The sequence below is a fragment of the Caballeronia ptereochthonis genome, from assembly GCF_001545075.1.
Taxonomy (GTDB): Bacteria; Pseudomonadota; Gammaproteobacteria; order Burkholderiales; family Burkholderiaceae; genus Caballeronia; species Caballeronia ptereochthonis.
In genome coordinates this window covers 90,168-105,060 of record NZ_FCOB02000005.1, presented here as the reverse complement: position 1 = coordinate 105,060, position 14,893 = coordinate 90,168, and the positions used below count along the sequence as shown (strand labels likewise).

Below are 14,893 nucleotides of genomic sequence, written 5' to 3'. Positions count from 1 at the left end.
GCTCGCTGACAGGAATCAAAGTTCGGCGTGCCGCACGCCGATGGAGTAGCGGCGCTCGAGCGCCATCAGCACGAGGTTCGAGGCGCTCGTGATCGCGAGATAGATGAGCGCCGCGATCAGGATGAAGAAGAACATGTTGAACGTGCTCTTGCCCGCGTCCTGCGCGGCCTTCACGACATCCGCGAGACCGATGATCGACACGAGCGCCGTCGCCTTCACGAGCACCTGCCAGTTGTTGCCGATGCCCGGCAGCGCAAAGCGCATCATCTGCGGAAAGAGAATCCGGCCGAAGACGCGCAAGCCGCTCATGCCGTACGCGGTGCCCGCCTCCAGCTGACCGCGCGGCACGGCGAGAAACGCGCCGCGAAAGGTTTCGGTGAAGTACGCGCCGTAGATGAAGCCGAGCGTGAGCACGCCCGCCGTGAACGGATCGATGTCGAACTGATCCCAGCCGAACGCGTCGGTCAGGTGGTTCACCGCGATCTGGATGCTGTAGAACAGCAAGAGCATCAGGACGAGATCGGGCACCGAGCGGATGAGCGTCGTGTAGAGGGTCGCGATGCCGCGCAAGGACCCGTGATGCGAGAGTTTCGCCGATGCGCCCAGAAGCCCGAGCAGCACCGATACCGCGAGAGACAGCACCGCGAGCGCGAGGGTCTCCTTTGCGCCCGCCCAGAGGAGCGGACCGAAGCCGTGCAGAAACAAGAGGCGCCTCCATCGTCTTTCGTTGATCGGAAAGAAGCGGAGCGCAAACGAAACAAGCGGCGCGCTCCGGTAACTGGCGGCGATCCTCGCAAGCGAAAATCAATTGCTCAAATGCGACGGACTGTTTTTGTTGCGACGCAACATCCGGTGAAGGCGAGTGACGGCGGGCTCAAGCGCCCGCCGTGCAACGCTGCGCGCGCACGACAGACTGGAAAACCCGCACGCGCGCGGCAGGCAGAATGTGCGACTTTCAGGTCGCATTTTCGATAGACCCGGCGGCTCACGCGCGCGCGATGTTGCGCACGATCTGCGCGACCTGTCCGTTCGCCACCGCGATTTCCGGACTGTCCTGCAGCAAGGGCAGGAACTGCTCCGCGAAAGCGGGATCGCGCGTGCCGGCGCTGAACATGTCGACGACCGCCTTCGCGTGCGCGATGCGCGCGTCGGGCGTGGCTTCGTCGTCGTCGAGGACGTCGTCGATGGCGGCGATCAGCGTCGAAAACGGCGACAGCCAGCGATATGCCGAACCGTTGATGACGATCTGCAGGAATTCGCCCGGCGACACCGGCCCGAACTCGGCCTCGTGGCGCGCGCGCAGATGCGCGAGCACGCTGCGATGGAGCGCGAGCAGCGGATGGCGCACGTCGCGCAGGAAGGTGGTGGCGGCCTGATCGGTCATGGCGTTCATGTTCGTGCCTCGCTTGGAAAGGACGCAGATGAGGCCGTTTCGCAGCCGATCAAGCGCCGCGCGTCTTGCCCGCGTAGCGGATGAACTCCGCCGCGGAAAGCGGCGCCGAGAACAGCCAGCCCTGCCCGAACTGCGCGCCGCGCGCATGCAGATACGCCGCCTGTTCCTCGCGCTCGATGCCTTCGGCGATCACCTGCACGTCGAGCGTCGCCGCCATGTCGATGATGTGCGATGCCACGCTGCTCGACGCCGCATCCTGCCCGATCGTGTCGACGAAGGACTTGTCGATCTTCAGGCCGTCGATGCGAAACGTCTGCAGATGCGACAGGCTCGAGTAGCCGGTGCCGAAATCGTCGAGATAGACGGCGTGGCCCGCCTGCCTGAAGGCGCTGATGACTTCCTTGGCGGCATCGGCGTCGAGAAAGCTGCGCTCCGTCGCCTCGATGCGGATCTGCTGCGGCCGCACCCCCTGCCGCGCGATGGCCGGACCGAGCACGTCGAGGAAGCGGTGCGTCGTGAGATCGGGCGCGGAGAGATTCACCGAGACGTAATACTCCGGGTAGCGCTTGAGAAACTCGCCGAGCTCGAGCAGCACGGTGTCGAGCACCTGATCCGTGATCGCCTGAATCAGCCCGCGATGCTCCGCGAGCGGAATGAAATGATCCGGCCGCACGATGCGGTCGTGATACTTCCAGCGCACGAGCGCTTCGGCGCCGACACAGCGGCGCGTGGCAAGATCGACGATCGGCTGATACGCGACGATGAACTGATGCCGCCGCACGGCGTCGCTCAGCTGTCCGCGCGGCGAGAGCCTGCGCACGATGAAGAACGCCGCCCAGCCCGCGAAGGCGATCCCCGCGGCCACGCCGCCGAGAAGCCACGCCCATGGCAGCGCGCGCAAGCGCTGGCGCAAGGTCTGATGCGGCGCGCTCACGACGACCGCGAGCGGCATCGAGACCGAGCGCCGCACGACGTACGGCGAGCAATCGCGTACCCGCGGCGCGGCGCGATACACGGCGAGGATGGCGGCGACGTCGGTGGCGGGCGTGGTCGCGATCACGCGGCTCACTTCGGTGTTGATGACGGCGACGCCGCTCGCGGGGCCGGCGCGCGTGTCGAGGCTGTCGACGTAGAGCGACGGATCCGCGGCGATGTAGAAGCCGTTGCGGCCCATGACGAGCGATATCTTGCCGCCCGGCAGACGCGCGAGGCCGTACCAGGCCACGAGGCCGTCGCGCGAGCGCCAGTCGGGCGGCGGCAGCGTGAGCCCGTCGAGCATCCCCGCCGATACCGCGCCGAGCAGCGACGAGCATTGCCAGCGGCCGTCGCGGTCGTAGGCGCCCGCATCGCGCACCTGCTCGTGGGTGAGCGCGATGCGCCGCAATTCCCGCAGATACGGCGGCGAGCATGGCGCCGCCACCACCTTGCCGATCTCGCCGAGCGCGCCCGAGAGCCGCCGCGTGACATCCTCGGCGCGAACGAGCGCGGCGTCGGCGACCGTGTTGAGGCGCGCCGCCTCCTCCTGCCGCTGGCTGCGCTGCGCGAACAAAAAGCCGATTCCCGCCGGCGCCAGCGCCGCGATCACCACGATGACGATCAGAAGCGCCGCGAGCGCCCCACGTTCGAATCTGTTCATTGCGTGTTATGTTCCGCGGCGCGAGGCGGTCCGCTCGCGCGCGTCTTGTTCCCTGCTGGACGTGATCGGCTTGCTTTGCGCCGCCATCGCGCAGTCTCGGACAAACGACTTAGTTTAGGGGGCGCGCCTTCCCCGATTCAACGATTTCTTTGCCCGAAAACTCGCCCCTTTGGTGGTCTGCCGCACGGCCCGCAGGCCCTTTTTTTGCCGTCGGCGCGCCGTGCGAAAATCGGCCCTTCGGAATTTTCGTTTTCTGCCTGCCGGATCGTCGAACATGGCCTCACACAACCCTGCCCGCCCGCTCGTGCGCGACGCCGCAACCGGCGATTTCGACGCGATCGCGCGCATCTATTCACATTACGTCGAAAACGCGCTCGCGACGTTCGAGGAAATTGCGCCTTCCGCCGACGACCTGCGCGCGCGGCACGCGGTTATCGCGGCAGCGGGCCTGCCGTATCTCGTCGCCGAACTCGGCGGCGAAGTCGCGGGCTACGCGTATGCGTCGACGTACCGGCCGCGTTCCGCCTACCGTCATACGATCGAGGATTCGGTCTATGTCGCCGACGGCATGGGCGGGCGCGGCATCGGCCTCGCGCTGCTGACGGTGCTCATCGAACGATGCGAGCGCGGGCCGTGGCGGCAGATGATCGCGGTGATCGGCAACAGCGGCAACGCGGGCTCGATCGCGCTGCATGCGCGGCTGGGCTTCGAGCACGTCGGCGTGCTGCGCGATGTCGGCTTCAAGCACGGCCGATGGGTCGATACCGTGCTGATGCAGCGCGCGCTCGATGCGTCGTCGGATGCCGCCGCGTGATTCCCGTTTCGTGATGCGCCGCCGCGCCTGGCGGTAGCGGCTAAGATTCGACATTTGCATCTCGCGCGGTCCCAGCCTTGCCGACTTACACCCTCGCCTCTCCCGTCAGCGCCGAAATCGACGTGCGCAAGAGCCGCTTCATCGCGCTCGCGATACCCGTCCCGGACCGCGACGCCGCCATGCGCGAGCTCGAGCGCCTGCGCGCCATGCATCCGGGCGCGACGCACGTCTGCTGGGCGCTGCTCGCGGGCGGCCAGTCGGGCATGTCCGACGACGGCGAGCCTTCCGGCACGGCCGGCCGGCCGATCCTCGAAGTGCTGCGGCATCACGAAGTCGATGGCGTGCTGGCCGCGGTCGTGCGCTATTACGGCGGGATCAAGCTGGGCGCGGGCGGACTCGTGCGCGCTTACACGGACGCGATCGCGAGCGCGATGCAGCTGGCCGAGCGCGTGGAGCGCGTCGAGCGCGGGCTGATCGGCATCGAGGTCGACTACGCGGACGAGGCGCGCGTGCGCCGCTGGATCGAGCAGCACGAAGCCGAGCTCGTGCAGAGCGAGTACGGCATGACGGTGCGCCTCGTCGTGCGCATGGCCGCCGCGGCGCGAGAGCCGGCAGCCGCCGAGCTGCGCGATCTCACCAATGGGCGCGCGGGCATCGAGGTGCGTGCATGACGGACGAGGCGCGCGCCTTCGCGATGGTCATCGAGCCGGGCGGCTACTTCGTCGCGGTGAAGGACGGCACGTCGTTGCTCGAAGCCGCGCTGCAAGCGGGTCTGTCGCTGCCGAGGTCGTGCCGCAACGGCGCCTGCCGCGCGTGCATGTGCCGCCTCGTCGACGGTGATATCGCGTATCGCGTCGTCAGCCGGAGGCCCGCGAGGCCGAGCCGGCGCCCCGCCCGTCGCGCTCGCGCGGCTTCTGACCCGGGTATTTCGGGATTGTCGTCTCGAATCAACGACCTACGATGTGAGTCCCGAGCCCGCATACGCACGTTTTCCTGCAAAGAGCGTGCAGCGTGACTCTCAAAAAGTGTACAATTGCGCTTTGCCCCAAATTCTGGCAGGGCCAGATCAACCGAGATTTCAATGACTAAAGTACTGCTGAAAGAGAACGAGCCTTTCGACGTCGCCATGCGTCGTTTTCGCCGTACCGTCGAACGTACGGGCCTGATCCAAGAACTCAAGTCGCGCATGGCTTATGAAAAGCCGACGACCGAGCGCAAGCGCAAGAAAGCTGCTGCTGTCGCTCGCCTGCGCAAGCAGATCCGTCGCGCGCAGCTGCCGAAGAAGTTTTATTGATCGACCGCGGGGGCTGTGCCCGCGTCCGTCAGGACAGCATCGGCATCGCAGCCTGAACTCGACCGGGTCGCGGTTTCGCGCGCAGGTGGCGTGAAAGCTCGCGGATTCGCGCACATTAGGATGCGCCCCGTCCGATGAAGGTTGGCAAGATCGCAAAAAGCCTGCATGAGTGAATGCTCATGCAGGCTTTTCGTGCTTGTGGGCGGGCATTCTGGCGGACAAGTGGAAGCGCGGCAGCGGATGAACACCGAAAGAAGGAACAAAAGAAACGCGCGCGCAAAAGCAAAGAGCCCGGCTGGAACCGGGCTCTTTGCTTGAGGATTTTGGTTGCGGGGGTAGGATTTGAACCTACGACCTTCGGGTTATGAGCCCGACGAGCTGCCAGACTGCTCCACCCCGCGTCTGAAGAAGTAAATTATAGACCAGATCATTCGCGCGCGTCAAACGTTGTTTGCATTCAACGACACCACGACCGGCTGCATCGGCTCGCGCCGACCCACGCGGACATTCACCGCCTCCTCCACCGCGCGCTGATGCGCCCGCGAGAGCTTGCCGAGCAACGGCAGCAGCACGACGGCGACGGCCGCACCGCCCGCCGCGAGCCAGCCGAGCCCGAAGAAGAGTTGCGTGTACAGCGGCAGCGATTGAACCGGCTCGAGGTTGCCCGCCGGCATGCGCGCGAAATTGGCGACCACGCTGCCGAGATACTGCGACACACCCGTCGCCACGAAATAGGCGCCCATCATGAAGCCGCTCATGCGGGCGGGGACGTAGCGCGCGATCATCGCGAGGCCGAGGCCCGACACCAGCAGCTCGCCGAGCGAATACAGGCCGTAGCCCGCCACCATGAACCACGACGACACACGCCCGTCCACCGCGTAGCGTCCGCTCACGCCGAACACGAAGAAGCCGACGGCCACGACGACGAATCCCAGCGCGTACTTCGCCGCCACGGGAATGTCGCGTCCGCGCCGCGCCTGGCGGGTGTAGACGAGCGCGAGGATCGGACTCAGCAGCATGATCCAGATCGGATTGAGCGCCTGGAACTGCGCCGCGCTCCACGTGAACAGTCCGACACCGCCGATCGAGAACGACGGATCGACGTTGCGCAGCGCGAACAGCGTGAGCGAGGTCGACATCTGCTGATAGAAGACGAAGAACAGGATCACCTGAAGCGTGAGAATCAGCGCGGCGACGAGACCGGCGCGCTCGCTGCGATCGCACTTCCTGAGCATGTAGCCGAAGATCGCCAGAATCGCGACGGCTGCCGTGTACACGCACGCGACGGCCACCGCCTTGTGCTGCAGGATGAACACCGTCGACGCCGCAAGCGCCACGCCACCCGCCGCGACCGCGAACGCGTGCAACCAGCGGATCGGTTCCTCGTCCGGCGCCGAGCCGGTATGCGCGAGCGTGCGGCGCATCAGCGCGAAATTGAGCAGGCCCAGCACCATGCCGCCGCAGCACACGGCGAACGCGGCATGCCAGCCCCAGTGGTCCTTGATCCAGGGCGTCGCCAGCATCGAGAAGGTCGAGCCGATGTTCACGGCCATGTAGTAAATCGTGAAGGCGCTGTCGATGCGCGCGTCGTCGCCTTCATAGATGCGGCGCACGAGGTTCGCGGCGTTCGACTTGAACAGCCCGTTGCCGACGACGATCACGCCGAGCGACGCATACATGAAACCGAGCGTGTCGTACGGCAACGCCAGCATGAAGTAGCCGAGCGCGAGCACGAGCGCGCCCGCGGTCATGGTGCGGCGCGCGCCGAGCACCTTGTCGCCGATCCAGCCGCCGATCGACGGCGCGGAGAACACGAGCGCCGTGAAGGCGCCCCAGGTCAGGTTGGCGTGATCGTCGGCGAAACCGATCTTGTCGACCATGAACAGCACGAGCAGCGCGGCCATGCCGTAATAGCCGAAACGCTCCCACATTTCGATCAGAAAGACGGTCGTGAACGAGCGCGTCTGCGATGAGCCGGACGAGTGATTAACCATTGAACGAGATCCTTCAGACAGCGAGAGGCGGAACGGCGAAACAAGGCGCCGCTCACGCGCGATGACGAAACACGAACACGCGAGGCGCGCGTTTCGCCTTGAAATCATCGGATGAATACGCAGGCGATTATCCGCGAACGAAGCGCGTGATTATCGCAAATTGGCGTAATGGCTTTGCTTTTGGGCAATGAATACCGGCCAGGCCGATTTTGCGAAGGCGCACGGCGTACGACCCAAGCGGGTCAGCGAAACAGTGTCAGGGAGGAAACCCCAGAGGGATGCGCGACGCGATGTCGCCGGGAATGCGGAGAATTGAGCTTTCATCGACCTTCCGTTTTCTACGATCGCCTGCTCGCGTGTGACGCGCATGCGACCATTGCGGCTTTCGAAACGCGCGAAAGGATCGCTTTTGCGCGTGTCGGTTGATTTAAGCGAATCGCAAGCTCATTGCGATTCGCGAGTGGCGCATTGTGTTGATATTCGTACCGCAGGTCACTCCGGATTAGCCCCTGGAACTTGAAAGGCGTTATTCCCTATAACGAAACATAATAATCGCCGTCATTAATCCTGTGCCGGTATTCACTGGATCAGGTCGCCGGCCGACGCACGAAAGCCAGCATGACCCCGAATCCGATCATGAGCGCCCCGCTCGCGCGATTGAACCACGCGAGGCCGCGCGCGCCGCGCGAGAGCGAGCCGAGCCGCGCGCCCAGCGCGGCATAGATGACGATCGCGACCAGTTCCAGCAGCAGAAACGTCGCGCCGAGGATCGCGAAGCTCGTCGCGTACGCGTTTCGGTCGACGAACTGCGGAAAGAACGCGGTGAACACGAGAATCGCCTTCGGATTGCCCGCGGCGACCCAGAATTCCTGCTTCGTGAGCCGCGCGAGACTCACTGGCCCCCGCGCCGCGCCCTCTTCCTTCACCACCAGCGAAGGCCCCGAGCGGATCAGCTTCACGCCGATCCAGACAAGATACGCGGCGCCCGCGAATTTGATGGCGGTGAAAAGCGTCTGCGATGCGAGCAGCAACGCGCCGAGTCCGAGTCCCGCGATGGCGATCATGATCGCGAAGGCGACGATTCGTCCGAACGACGCCAGCACCGACGCGCGCACGCCGTCGCGCGCGCCGTTCGACAGCGACAGCACGTTGTTCGGCCCGAAGGCCATATTGATGGCGAAGCACGCGGGCACGAAGAGCGAGAAAGTCTGAAGCGACATGGGACACCTGCGAACCAGCGGAGGAGACCGCTAAGTTAGCACGCGCGACACGCCCCCAGAAGCATCAGAAGCGATGCCGGATGCCGGTGCCGATCATCAGCTGGTTGCGGCCGCTCGACGGGTCGTTGGTGTTGATCACCGCCGGCGCGCCCGACGAGGCGCGCTGATAGATCGACTCGAGATAAATATCGGTGCGCTTGGACAGCAGATAGTCCACCTGGAGCCCGCCCTCGTGCCAGTGCGCGCCGCCGCCGTTGGTGTACACGTACATGCCCGCCAGCATGATGGCCGGCGTGAGCCTGTAGATGCCGTTGATCTCGTAATTGTTGAGGGCGAGCGACGGCATCAGGTCGCCGGTATCGGCATCGGTGACGCCGGAGTTGATCGCGCGGGAAAACGCGCCGCTCAGCGTGAATTCGCCGAGCTCGTAGCTCATGCCGACGCCGAACGTGTTCTGCTGCTGCACGTTCGCCGTGAAGACCGAGTTCGCCGCCGAACCGGGCAGCGTGAGCGAATCGTAGGCGCCGCTCGTCGTGTTACCGCGTCCGTTGTTGTGCAGATAGGCCGCGCCCGCGTTGAACGAGCCCATCGAATAGTTGGCCCCGACGCTGTAGGCGCGGTTGTCCGAGAACGCGCCGGCCTGGTTGGAGAACGCGTACAGGCCGCCGAAACTGAAGCCGCCGTAGTTCGCGCTCGTGTACTTGACCGAGTTGGACGCGAGGAACGAGTTGTTGGCGTTGTCGTTGTCGAGCAGGTGCGCGAACGCGGTGCCGCCGGCGTTGCCGGTCAGCGTGAAGGTCTGGAAATAATCGTGGATCGAATCGTACTGACGGCCGAACGTGACGATGCCGAGCGTATCGCTGCCGATGCCGACGTACATCGGATGATCGTTGAGGCCCTCGCCCGTCGCGACGGAAATGCCGCGCTCGAGCCGGAAGATCGCGCGCGCCCCGCCGCCCAGATCCTCGGAACCCTGTAGACCCCAGTAGCTGCCGTCGATCGTGCCGGTCGTCAGGCGGTATTGGGCATGGCCGCCGACGTTGTTGACGTACGCGACGCCCGTGTCGAGCTCGCCGTAAAGCTGCACCGAACTTTGCGCCCAGGCCGCCGCGGGCAGGCCGGTGAGCGCCGCGCAGACGATCGTCGGGAACGCCCGTGGAATCGCCCCAAGCCTGGTGGCGAGACCCGTCCCGGAGATCGGCGACGCAGATCGGACAGCTTGCGGGCGCATCGGCATGGACATCTCCGTTGGTTCTCCATTTGGAAAAGATTGTCAGTTTTATAAAGAGGCTTGTCAGTCAAAACAACGCCCTCGTCCGCTTCTGTGTCCTGGAACCAACGAACCAGCGTTTTCCACATTTTTTGCCTTGCCGGAACAGCGCCGTTGAGCATAGCCGACGCGGTCCTTCGCCTGCCGCTAGAATCGAGACGCCCTCAGCCAACCCGACCACGTCCCATGCCTCAAAAGACCCGAGCCATCCTCACCGGCCACACCCGCGGGCTCGGCGCCGCGCTTGCAGAAATTCTGCTCGCGCAAGGCGTCGAAGTGCTCGCGATCTCACGAAAACGCAACACCGAACTCGCGGCGCGCCATCCCGGCACGCTGCATGAGGTCGAACTCGATCTCGCCGACCTGGGCGCGCTCGCCGAATGGCTGGCGGGCGACGCCTTGCGCGGTTTCGTGACGGGCGCGGAACGCGTGCTACTCGTCAACAATGCGGGCGTGCTCGCGCCTGTCGGCGGCCTCGTGGATCAGAAGGCGGTCGAGGTCGCGCGCGCGGTCAGCGTAAACGTCGCCGCCCCGCTGATGCTCGCCCCCGCCGTCGTCCGGGCGAGCGAGCAAGCGGCGGATATGCGCATCGTTCATATCTCGAGCGGCGCGGCGCGCAATGCCTATCCCGGATGGAGCGTGTACTGCGCGACCAAGGCCGCGCTCGATCAGCACGCCCGCGCGGTCGCGCTCGACGGCAACCCGGCGCTGCGCATCTGCAGCGTCGCGCCGGGCGTCGTCGACACCGACATGCAGGCGGAAATCCGCGACACCGGTCTCGACCGCTTCCCGCTGCGCGAGCGTTTCGAGGCGCTCAAGCGCGACGGCCAACTCGCCACGCCCGAGCAATCGGCGCGCAAGCTGATCGATTACCTGTTGAGCGACGCCTTCGGCGACACGCCGACCACCGATGTCCGCGAACTGACGTGACTTTGATGCGACGCGGCTTAAGAAACGCTTAGGCCGTTCTCAGGCTGCCGCGACCATTGCGCGCGCCGAACCGAGCGCCTCGCGCGAAAGCGCATCCGCGCGGGCGTTGCGCGCACGCGGAATCCACTGGATCCGCACGTCGCCGATTTGCCCGATCAGTGCGCGGGCACGCGCCGCATGTTGCGCGAGCGCGCGGATGCCCATGCCTGCCGGCGCGCTCAGATCGTCGATCACGACGCGGCTGTCGCCATGGATCACGACATCGCGGGCCTTCTCGCGTAACGCCGCTTCGAGCACGGCGATGAGCGCGAGATATTCGGCCATGCTGCTGTCGCCGCAGCCCGCGACGACGCTGATCTCGACCGTCTCGCCACGAGGACCGACCAGCACGCCGCCGATGCCGAGCCGCCCGGGATTCGGCAGCGCCGAGCCGTCGAACCAGCCGCGCCATCCGCCCGCCTCCCGCTGCGCCTTGCGTCGCTTCACCTCGCGCGTACGCTCGGCGCGCCGTATCTCGCGCGAACGCTGCGCATCGGCATCTTTGAGTTGCGCGGCCCGCCGCGCATCGATGAAAGCCCGCAAGGACAGCACGCCCGCCGACTTTTCCAGTGTTCTGAGGAGCGCCGCGTGTTCGGATATCGCCGCGCCTCTGGCCAGCCTGCGGCTTTGCATGCGCTCTTTCTTGTACGCGACGGCGAGCAGTTCCTCGAAATCGATCATATGCAGGGGGGAAATGAACGAAGCCCGAGCTTAGCAGACGCCCGAGGCCGCTCGATGCCCCGCGCGCCGCATGGGTACGTGCGTTGCTGAATGTCACATGAAACGTGTTGACAGGAAGACATCACGTTCAACCGGCAAACCAGGCAAGGAGCAGATCATGAGTCAATCGATGGAGTCATCTTCCGGCGGCGCGAAGATCGTCGGCAAAGGCGCGGCGACGGCTGCGGGCCCGGGACCCGATGTCATGGCCGCGAGCACGCTCGACGGCAATTCGGTGATCAGCACCGACGGGCACGACGTCGGCTCGCTCAAGGAGATCATGCTCGACGTCAGCAGCGGGCGCATCGCGTATGCGGTGCTGTCGAGCGGCGGCTTTCTCGGCATCGGCAACAAGTTGCTCGCCGTGCCGTGGAGCGCGCTCACGCTCGATACCGACAACCGTTGCTTCCGCATCGATGCCACGGCCGAGCAGGTCCGCAACTCGCCCGGGTTCGACAAGGACGCGTGGCCCTCGATGGCCGATCGGGTCTGGGCAAGCACGGTGCATCAGCACTACGGACGCGAGCCTTACTGGTCGAACGATCGCGCGAGCGATGTCAGCCCGACCGGCGCAATCCCGCCCGAAGGCGCGGATGCGCCCGAAGCGGGCGGCGTCAAGCTATGAATGAGGGAATGCGCCGCCGGGAAACCGGCGGCCAGGACGGGCGGCGAGGCGCCCGCGCGGTCAGTCGAGCGGACGCTCGCCGACCTGAATGTCGACGCCTTCGGTCTCGCCCATCAGCGCGCGCAGGACGTCGCCTGCGAAGTCCTCGATGGCGAAGTGCCACTCGAGGGAGCCGACCGGGAAGTCGTTCGGATTGCACTTGCCCTGTGCCCGGCGAATCGCGCCCACCGAAAGGCTCAGCGCACGCGCGTGCTGGAAGTGGGGATCGTCCGAATCGAGGAACGGTAATTGATCTTTATCCATGACACCTTTAACGGTCCCGGTCGACGAAACTTTAGGCCTGCGCAGATGGCGCAATCGTTTGCGCTCGCCCGCGCCTGATGACACGATGCAACACTATCGGAATCTCGCCGGCAATTCGGGTGTCGAAGCATTCGACATCCTGAGACACGCCATCAAGGTGCGCTTCGTCAACGGCGCGACCTATTTGTATGACTATCGCGTACCCGGCCGCGCGCACGTCGAGGAGATGAAACGGCTCGCCCGTGCGGGGCGCGGACTCAGCACGTATATATCGAGATTCGGCGCACAGTATGCCGAAAGAATCGACTAGCTGCCCGAGCGACGCATTTTACGCGATGCGCGCGCGGTTACCTCGTACTAATACGTCTCCGGGCGCTCATCGTGCGGACGGCAAGTGCGGCACGTTGTCGTTGGCAGTCGCGTCCAACTGACGAAGCTGGCGCTGCAACTTGTTCAACTGAACCTGCGCGGCGACGCGGCGCCCTTCGAGTTGCGCCAGTTCCTTGCGGACTTCCTGCTGCTTCAATGCGACTTCCTGATCCTGGGCGCTGCCTCGCTGGAGATCGACCCGCACACGCTCGATCTGCGCTTCCGAATCGGCGATGAGACGCGCGAACTGTTCGTTCTGCGCTTCGAGATGCACGCGCCGCATCTCGGCATCGGCGAGGCGCATCGCCTGCTCGACGAAGTGGCGAAATGCCGGCTCGGCCGCATCGATGTCGCCCGCCTTCAGCACGCGCCAGACCGCGCCTTCGTGGTTCAGCACCGCGTAATAGATCAACTCGCGCGGATGGAACAACAAGCTCGCGGAAAACGCAAAGCTTTGGAAGGCGCGGAACGTGGCCAGCGCGGACTGTTGAACGAGCCATTCCACTTCGGCGATCTGCGCGGCTTGCAGCGCCTGCGTGCCCGGCCGTATCGACGACGCGGCCGCCGGCCTCAGCGGCGTTATCCGCGTGACAGGCTGGACTTTCCCGATTTCTTCTTCCGAAGGCTCGTCTTCCGCGTCGCTTTCGGACGCGGCGAACGTGATCGCACTATGCGCTTTTTGCTGCATGAGGAACGACGGCGCAGTATCGAGCAGGGTTCCTCTTCGGCTCAGCAGGCTTTTCACGGGCGACTCTCCCTGTCCGGACACTGTTCGCGGACCAGCCGTCATGCATTTGAGTTGGCCAGATTCGAACGGACAGTTATCACCGTTCGAATCTTCTGAATGCAGACATCGATTATTCTGCATGACGAACGTTAATAGCGCGTTGCCAAACGAATAACCTGTCAAATCCAGTATAGGCGAGGCGTTCCGTCTTGCAATCGAAGTCCGGAAGCATTTACCCAAAATTACGCAATTCCCGACGAATCACGCCGGCTGAAATAATCGAATGCCGGGATTCACGCGTGCCGATAAATCGCCTGCATGCCGCTCACGCGCATTTTCGCGATTTCTGCGAAACGCGCTTTCGACATCAATGCGACCATGCGCATGATCCTGATTCCCTGAACGCCGCATGACAGGCCTGGTGCATTGGCCACACGCGATTCCAGTGTCTGCATTCGGCCGTGGAGATCGGTGATGAGTGGGGAACGCTCACCCGCCGTTATCTTCACGTCCTGGACGCTTTCCTCAACCTGCCCGCCGTCCGAGGCCGCTGAGCCCGCAAGGAAGTCGGCAAGCATATCCGGCGTTTCGCAATGCGCACGTCCTTCGCTGCGGTCGCGAAAATAGTCGTGAATTGCTTCGAGATGCACGATCGAAGCTTGTTCGACACGCCGTGCAACCATAGCGCATCGTTTCAGTTTCCAATTTTCTCGCTCGCTGACCAGCGCGACCAGACTGGCGATATGCGTGCGCAATTCTGCTTCGCGGCGCGCAATCAACATACGCACCATGTCCGCGTCTTCTCCCGAATCTTCGGACAAGCGATCGCGCCATTCCAGTAATTCGTGCAATGTGATCGACATGCAATACTCCGTAGTCTTCAACCGTTTATTGCTGATTTCAAGCGATTCGATTTGATCCGGATCGCTAACCGCAACGTACCGGCCGACGTTGATCGGCAGCCGAAATGGTATACGCATTCCGGGCATTAAGAGCCATTTAAGACATAAATAAGGCGTGTCCTAATCACCTGCAGGCGCGGCACGTTCGATGCTAACCACGCTGCAAGCGGCGCTTCTTGCGCCGGATTCAAGGAGACGGATATGAGAGCCACGATAGTCATTGGCGCGCTCGTCGCGATCGCCAGTACCGCAGCATTCGGTCAGGAAATGTCGCGCGATCAACTGATGCAGCGCCAGCAGCAAATGCAGCCGGGCCGGAACGACACGGTGCCGGCTCCGCGAGCGGGCGACTCTTCACAGGGCGGCGTGCAGTCCGGTTCGTCGAGCAGCGGCACGCTCATGCAGCAACGGGAGCAGGGGATGTCGCCCAGCCCGTCGCAGGGCACGCCGCAGAACTCGCAATCGACCGGGACGATCAAGCAGTAACCCTCAGCGGGCGCGTGCCGGGCGCGCTCTTATGAAACGCCGGCTGCACGCCGGCGTTTCTTTCTAGCGTTCGTGACAGTTTGTGACAATCAGCAAGGACAAAGCGATAGCCATCGCCCACACGTAAGGGTCGTTTCCCAAGTCATACAAACGTCACCCGTCGTTCGTAAT

The 14,893-nt window shown here is 64.4% G+C and carries 18 protein-coding genes and 1 tRNA gene; 8 read left to right on the top strand and 11 right to left on the bottom strand.

The window, feature by feature from the left end; translation table 11 throughout:
* Positions 1-15: 15 nt before the first annotated feature.
* The 3 genes from AWB83_RS06805 to AWB83_RS06795 form a co-directional block, all read right to left on the bottom strand.
* Positions 16-705, bottom strand: a complete 690-nt coding sequence (locus AWB83_RS06805) for an ABC transporter permease (protein ID WP_087043577.1) — start codon at positions 703-705, stop codon at positions 16-18.
* 280 nt (positions 706-985) lie between these two features.
* Complete coding sequence (locus tag AWB83_RS06800) at positions 986-1,384, bottom strand: hypothetical protein (RefSeq protein WP_087043902.1); 399 nt, start codon at positions 1,382-1,384, stop codon at positions 986-988.
* A gap of 58 nt (positions 1,385-1,442) precedes the next feature.
* Positions 1,443-3,029, bottom strand: a complete 1,587-nt coding sequence (locus tag AWB83_RS06795) for an EAL domain-containing protein (protein WP_087043575.1) — start codon at positions 3,027-3,029, stop codon at positions 1,443-1,445.
* Between the two features lie 274 nt (positions 3,030-3,303).
* On the opposite strand from AWB83_RS06795, the gene AWB83_RS06790 reads away from it, so the two are divergent.
* From AWB83_RS06790 to rpsU, 4 genes are all read left to right on the top strand, one after another.
* Entirely contained in the window at positions 3,304-3,843 is a 540-nt protein-coding gene (locus AWB83_RS06790) for a GNAT family N-acetyltransferase (protein ID WP_087043573.1), read from the top strand.
* Positions 3,844-3,920: 77 nt separating this feature from the next.
* The gene (locus AWB83_RS06785; RefSeq protein WP_087043571.1) at positions 3,921-4,514 is read left to right on the top strand and encodes an IMPACT family protein; all 594 of its coding nucleotides are present in this window, start codon (positions 3,921-3,923) and stop codon (positions 4,512-4,514) included.
* A 23-nt stretch (positions 4,515-4,537) separates the two neighbouring features.
* Positions 4,538-4,858 (top strand): 2Fe-2S iron-sulfur cluster-binding protein, encoded by a 321-nt coding sequence (locus tag AWB83_RS06780; RefSeq protein WP_374729094.1) that lies wholly within the window; start codon positions 4,538-4,540, stop codon positions 4,856-4,858.
* A 66-nt stretch (positions 4,859-4,924) separates the two neighbouring features.
* The gene (rpsU, locus tag AWB83_RS06775; RefSeq protein WP_006999077.1) at positions 4,925-5,137 is read left to right on the top strand and encodes a 30S ribosomal protein S21; all 213 of its coding nucleotides are present in this window, start codon (positions 4,925-4,927) and stop codon (positions 5,135-5,137) included.
* Positions 5,138-5,461: 324 nt separating this feature from the next.
* Here rpsU and AWB83_RS06770 read toward each other — a convergent pair.
* The 4 genes from AWB83_RS06770 to AWB83_RS06755 form a co-directional block, all read right to left on the bottom strand.
* A tRNA-Met gene (locus tag AWB83_RS06770) sits at positions 5,462-5,538 on the bottom strand.
* Between the two features lie 39 nt (positions 5,539-5,577).
* Positions 5,578-7,131, bottom strand: a complete 1,554-nt coding sequence (locus AWB83_RS06765; RefSeq protein ID WP_087043569.1) for a peptide MFS transporter — start codon at positions 7,129-7,131, stop codon at positions 5,578-5,580.
* 587 nt (positions 7,132-7,718) lie between these two features.
* A complete protein-coding gene (locus tag AWB83_RS06760; RefSeq protein WP_087043568.1) occupies positions 7,719-8,351 on the bottom strand; it encodes a LysE family translocator in 633 nt (210 codons plus the stop codon).
* Between the two features lie 64 nt (positions 8,352-8,415).
* Positions 8,416-9,588, bottom strand: coding sequence for a porin (locus AWB83_RS06755; protein ID WP_244197609.1), 1,173 nt, complete (start codon positions 9,586-9,588; stop codon positions 8,416-8,418).
* Between the two features lie 219 nt (positions 9,589-9,807).
* On the opposite strand from AWB83_RS06755, the gene AWB83_RS06750 reads away from it, so the two are divergent.
* Positions 9,808-10,551 carry an SDR family oxidoreductase gene (locus AWB83_RS06750; protein ID WP_087043566.1) on the top strand — a complete coding sequence of 248 codons (744 nt, stop codon included), beginning with the start codon at positions 9,808-9,810 and terminating at the stop codon, positions 10,549-10,551.
* Positions 10,552-10,590: 39 nt separating this feature from the next.
* Here the strand turns inward: AWB83_RS06750 and AWB83_RS06745 are convergent, their stop codons facing one another.
* Positions 10,591-11,271, bottom strand: coding sequence for a ribonuclease HI family protein (locus AWB83_RS06745; protein ID WP_087043564.1), 681 nt, complete (start codon positions 11,269-11,271; stop codon positions 10,591-10,593).
* Between the two features lie 157 nt (positions 11,272-11,428).
* Here AWB83_RS06745 and AWB83_RS06740 point away from each other — a divergent pair, with 157 nt between their 5' ends.
* Positions 11,429-11,935 (top strand): PRC-barrel domain-containing protein, encoded by a 507-nt coding sequence (locus AWB83_RS06740; protein ID WP_087043562.1) that lies wholly within the window; start codon positions 11,429-11,431, stop codon positions 11,933-11,935.
* Positions 11,936-11,995: 60 nt separating this feature from the next.
* On the opposite strand, the gene AWB83_RS06735 is transcribed toward AWB83_RS06740, so the two are convergent.
* Positions 11,996-12,238 (bottom strand): hypothetical protein, encoded by a 243-nt coding sequence (locus tag AWB83_RS06735; protein ID WP_087043560.1) that lies wholly within the window; start codon positions 12,236-12,238, stop codon positions 11,996-11,998.
* Positions 12,239-12,323: 85 nt separating this feature from the next.
* Between AWB83_RS06735 and AWB83_RS06730 the strand changes: the two genes are divergently transcribed.
* The gene (locus tag AWB83_RS06730; protein ID WP_087043558.1) at positions 12,324-12,548 is read left to right on the top strand and encodes a hypothetical protein; all 225 of its coding nucleotides are present in this window, start codon (positions 12,324-12,326) and stop codon (positions 12,546-12,548) included.
* 66 nt (positions 12,549-12,614) lie between these two features.
* Here AWB83_RS06730 and AWB83_RS06725 read toward each other — a convergent pair whose 3' ends face one another.
* Positions 12,615-13,352 carry a DUF2968 domain-containing protein gene (locus tag AWB83_RS06725; protein ID WP_244197608.1) on the bottom strand — a complete coding sequence of 246 codons (738 nt, stop codon included), beginning with the start codon at positions 13,350-13,352 and terminating at the stop codon, positions 12,615-12,617.
* Between the two features lie 275 nt (positions 13,353-13,627).
* Positions 13,628-14,197 carry a hypothetical protein gene (locus AWB83_RS06720; protein ID WP_087043556.1) on the bottom strand — a complete coding sequence of 190 codons (570 nt, stop codon included), beginning with the start codon at positions 14,195-14,197 and terminating at the stop codon, positions 13,628-13,630.
* Between the two features lie 240 nt (positions 14,198-14,437).
* Here AWB83_RS06720 and AWB83_RS06715 point away from each other — a divergent pair, with 240 nt between their 5' ends.
* Entirely contained in the window at positions 14,438-14,722 is a 285-nt protein-coding gene (locus tag AWB83_RS06715; RefSeq protein WP_087043554.1) for a hypothetical protein, read from the top strand.
* Positions 14,723-14,893: the final 171 nt, after the last annotated feature.

What these genes read in the sequence shown, in the direction of transcription:
- AWB83_RS06795 (WP_087043575.1), bottom strand. Translation starts at nt 3,029, where the DNA reads ATGAACAGATTCGAACGTGGGGCGCTCGCGGCGCTTCTGATCGTCATC.
- AWB83_RS06735 (WP_087043560.1), bottom strand. Translation starts at nt 12,238, where the DNA reads ATGGATAAAGATCAATTACCGTTCCTCGATTCGGACGATCCCCACTTC.
- AWB83_RS06780 (WP_374729094.1), top strand. Translation starts at nt 4,538, where the DNA reads ATGGTCATCGAGCCGGGCGGCTACTTCGTCGCGGTGAAGGACGGCACG.
- AWB83_RS06760 (WP_087043568.1), bottom strand. Translation starts at nt 8,351, where the DNA reads ATGTCGCTTCAGACTTTCTCGCTCTTCGTGCCCGCGTGCTTCGCCATC.
- AWB83_RS06765 (WP_087043569.1), bottom strand. Translation starts at nt 7,131, where the DNA reads ATGGTTAATCACTCGTCCGGCTCATCGCAGACGCGCTCGTTCACGACC.
- AWB83_RS06745 (WP_087043564.1), bottom strand. Translation starts at nt 11,271, where the DNA reads ATGATCGATTTCGAGGAACTGCTCGCCGTCGCGTACAAGAAAGAGCGC.
- AWB83_RS06790 (WP_087043573.1), top strand. Translation starts at nt 3,304, where the DNA reads ATGGCCTCACACAACCCTGCCCGCCCGCTCGTGCGCGACGCCGCAACC.
- AWB83_RS06715 (WP_087043554.1), top strand. Translation starts at nt 14,438, where the DNA reads ATGAGAGCCACGATAGTCATTGGCGCGCTCGTCGCGATCGCCAGTACC.
- AWB83_RS06750 (WP_087043566.1), top strand. Translation starts at nt 9,808, where the DNA reads ATGCCTCAAAAGACCCGAGCCATCCTCACCGGCCACACCCGCGGGCTC.
- AWB83_RS06740 (WP_087043562.1), top strand. Translation starts at nt 11,429, where the DNA reads ATGAGTCAATCGATGGAGTCATCTTCCGGCGGCGCGAAGATCGTCGGC.
- AWB83_RS06800 (WP_087043902.1), bottom strand. Translation starts at nt 1,384, where the DNA reads ATGACCGATCAGGCCGCCACCACCTTCCTGCGCGACGTGCGCCATCCG.
- AWB83_RS06730 (WP_087043558.1), top strand. Translation starts at nt 12,324, where the DNA reads ATGCAACACTATCGGAATCTCGCCGGCAATTCGGGTGTCGAAGCATTC.
- rpsU (WP_006999077.1), top strand. Translation starts at nt 4,925, where the DNA reads ATGACTAAAGTACTGCTGAAAGAGAACGAGCCTTTCGACGTCGCCATG.
- AWB83_RS06755 (WP_244197609.1), bottom strand. Translation starts at nt 9,588, where the DNA reads ATGCCGATGCGCCCGCAAGCTGTCCGATCTGCGTCGCCGATCTCCGGG.
- AWB83_RS06720 (WP_087043556.1), bottom strand. Translation starts at nt 14,197, where the DNA reads ATGTCGATCACATTGCACGAATTACTGGAATGGCGCGATCGCTTGTCC.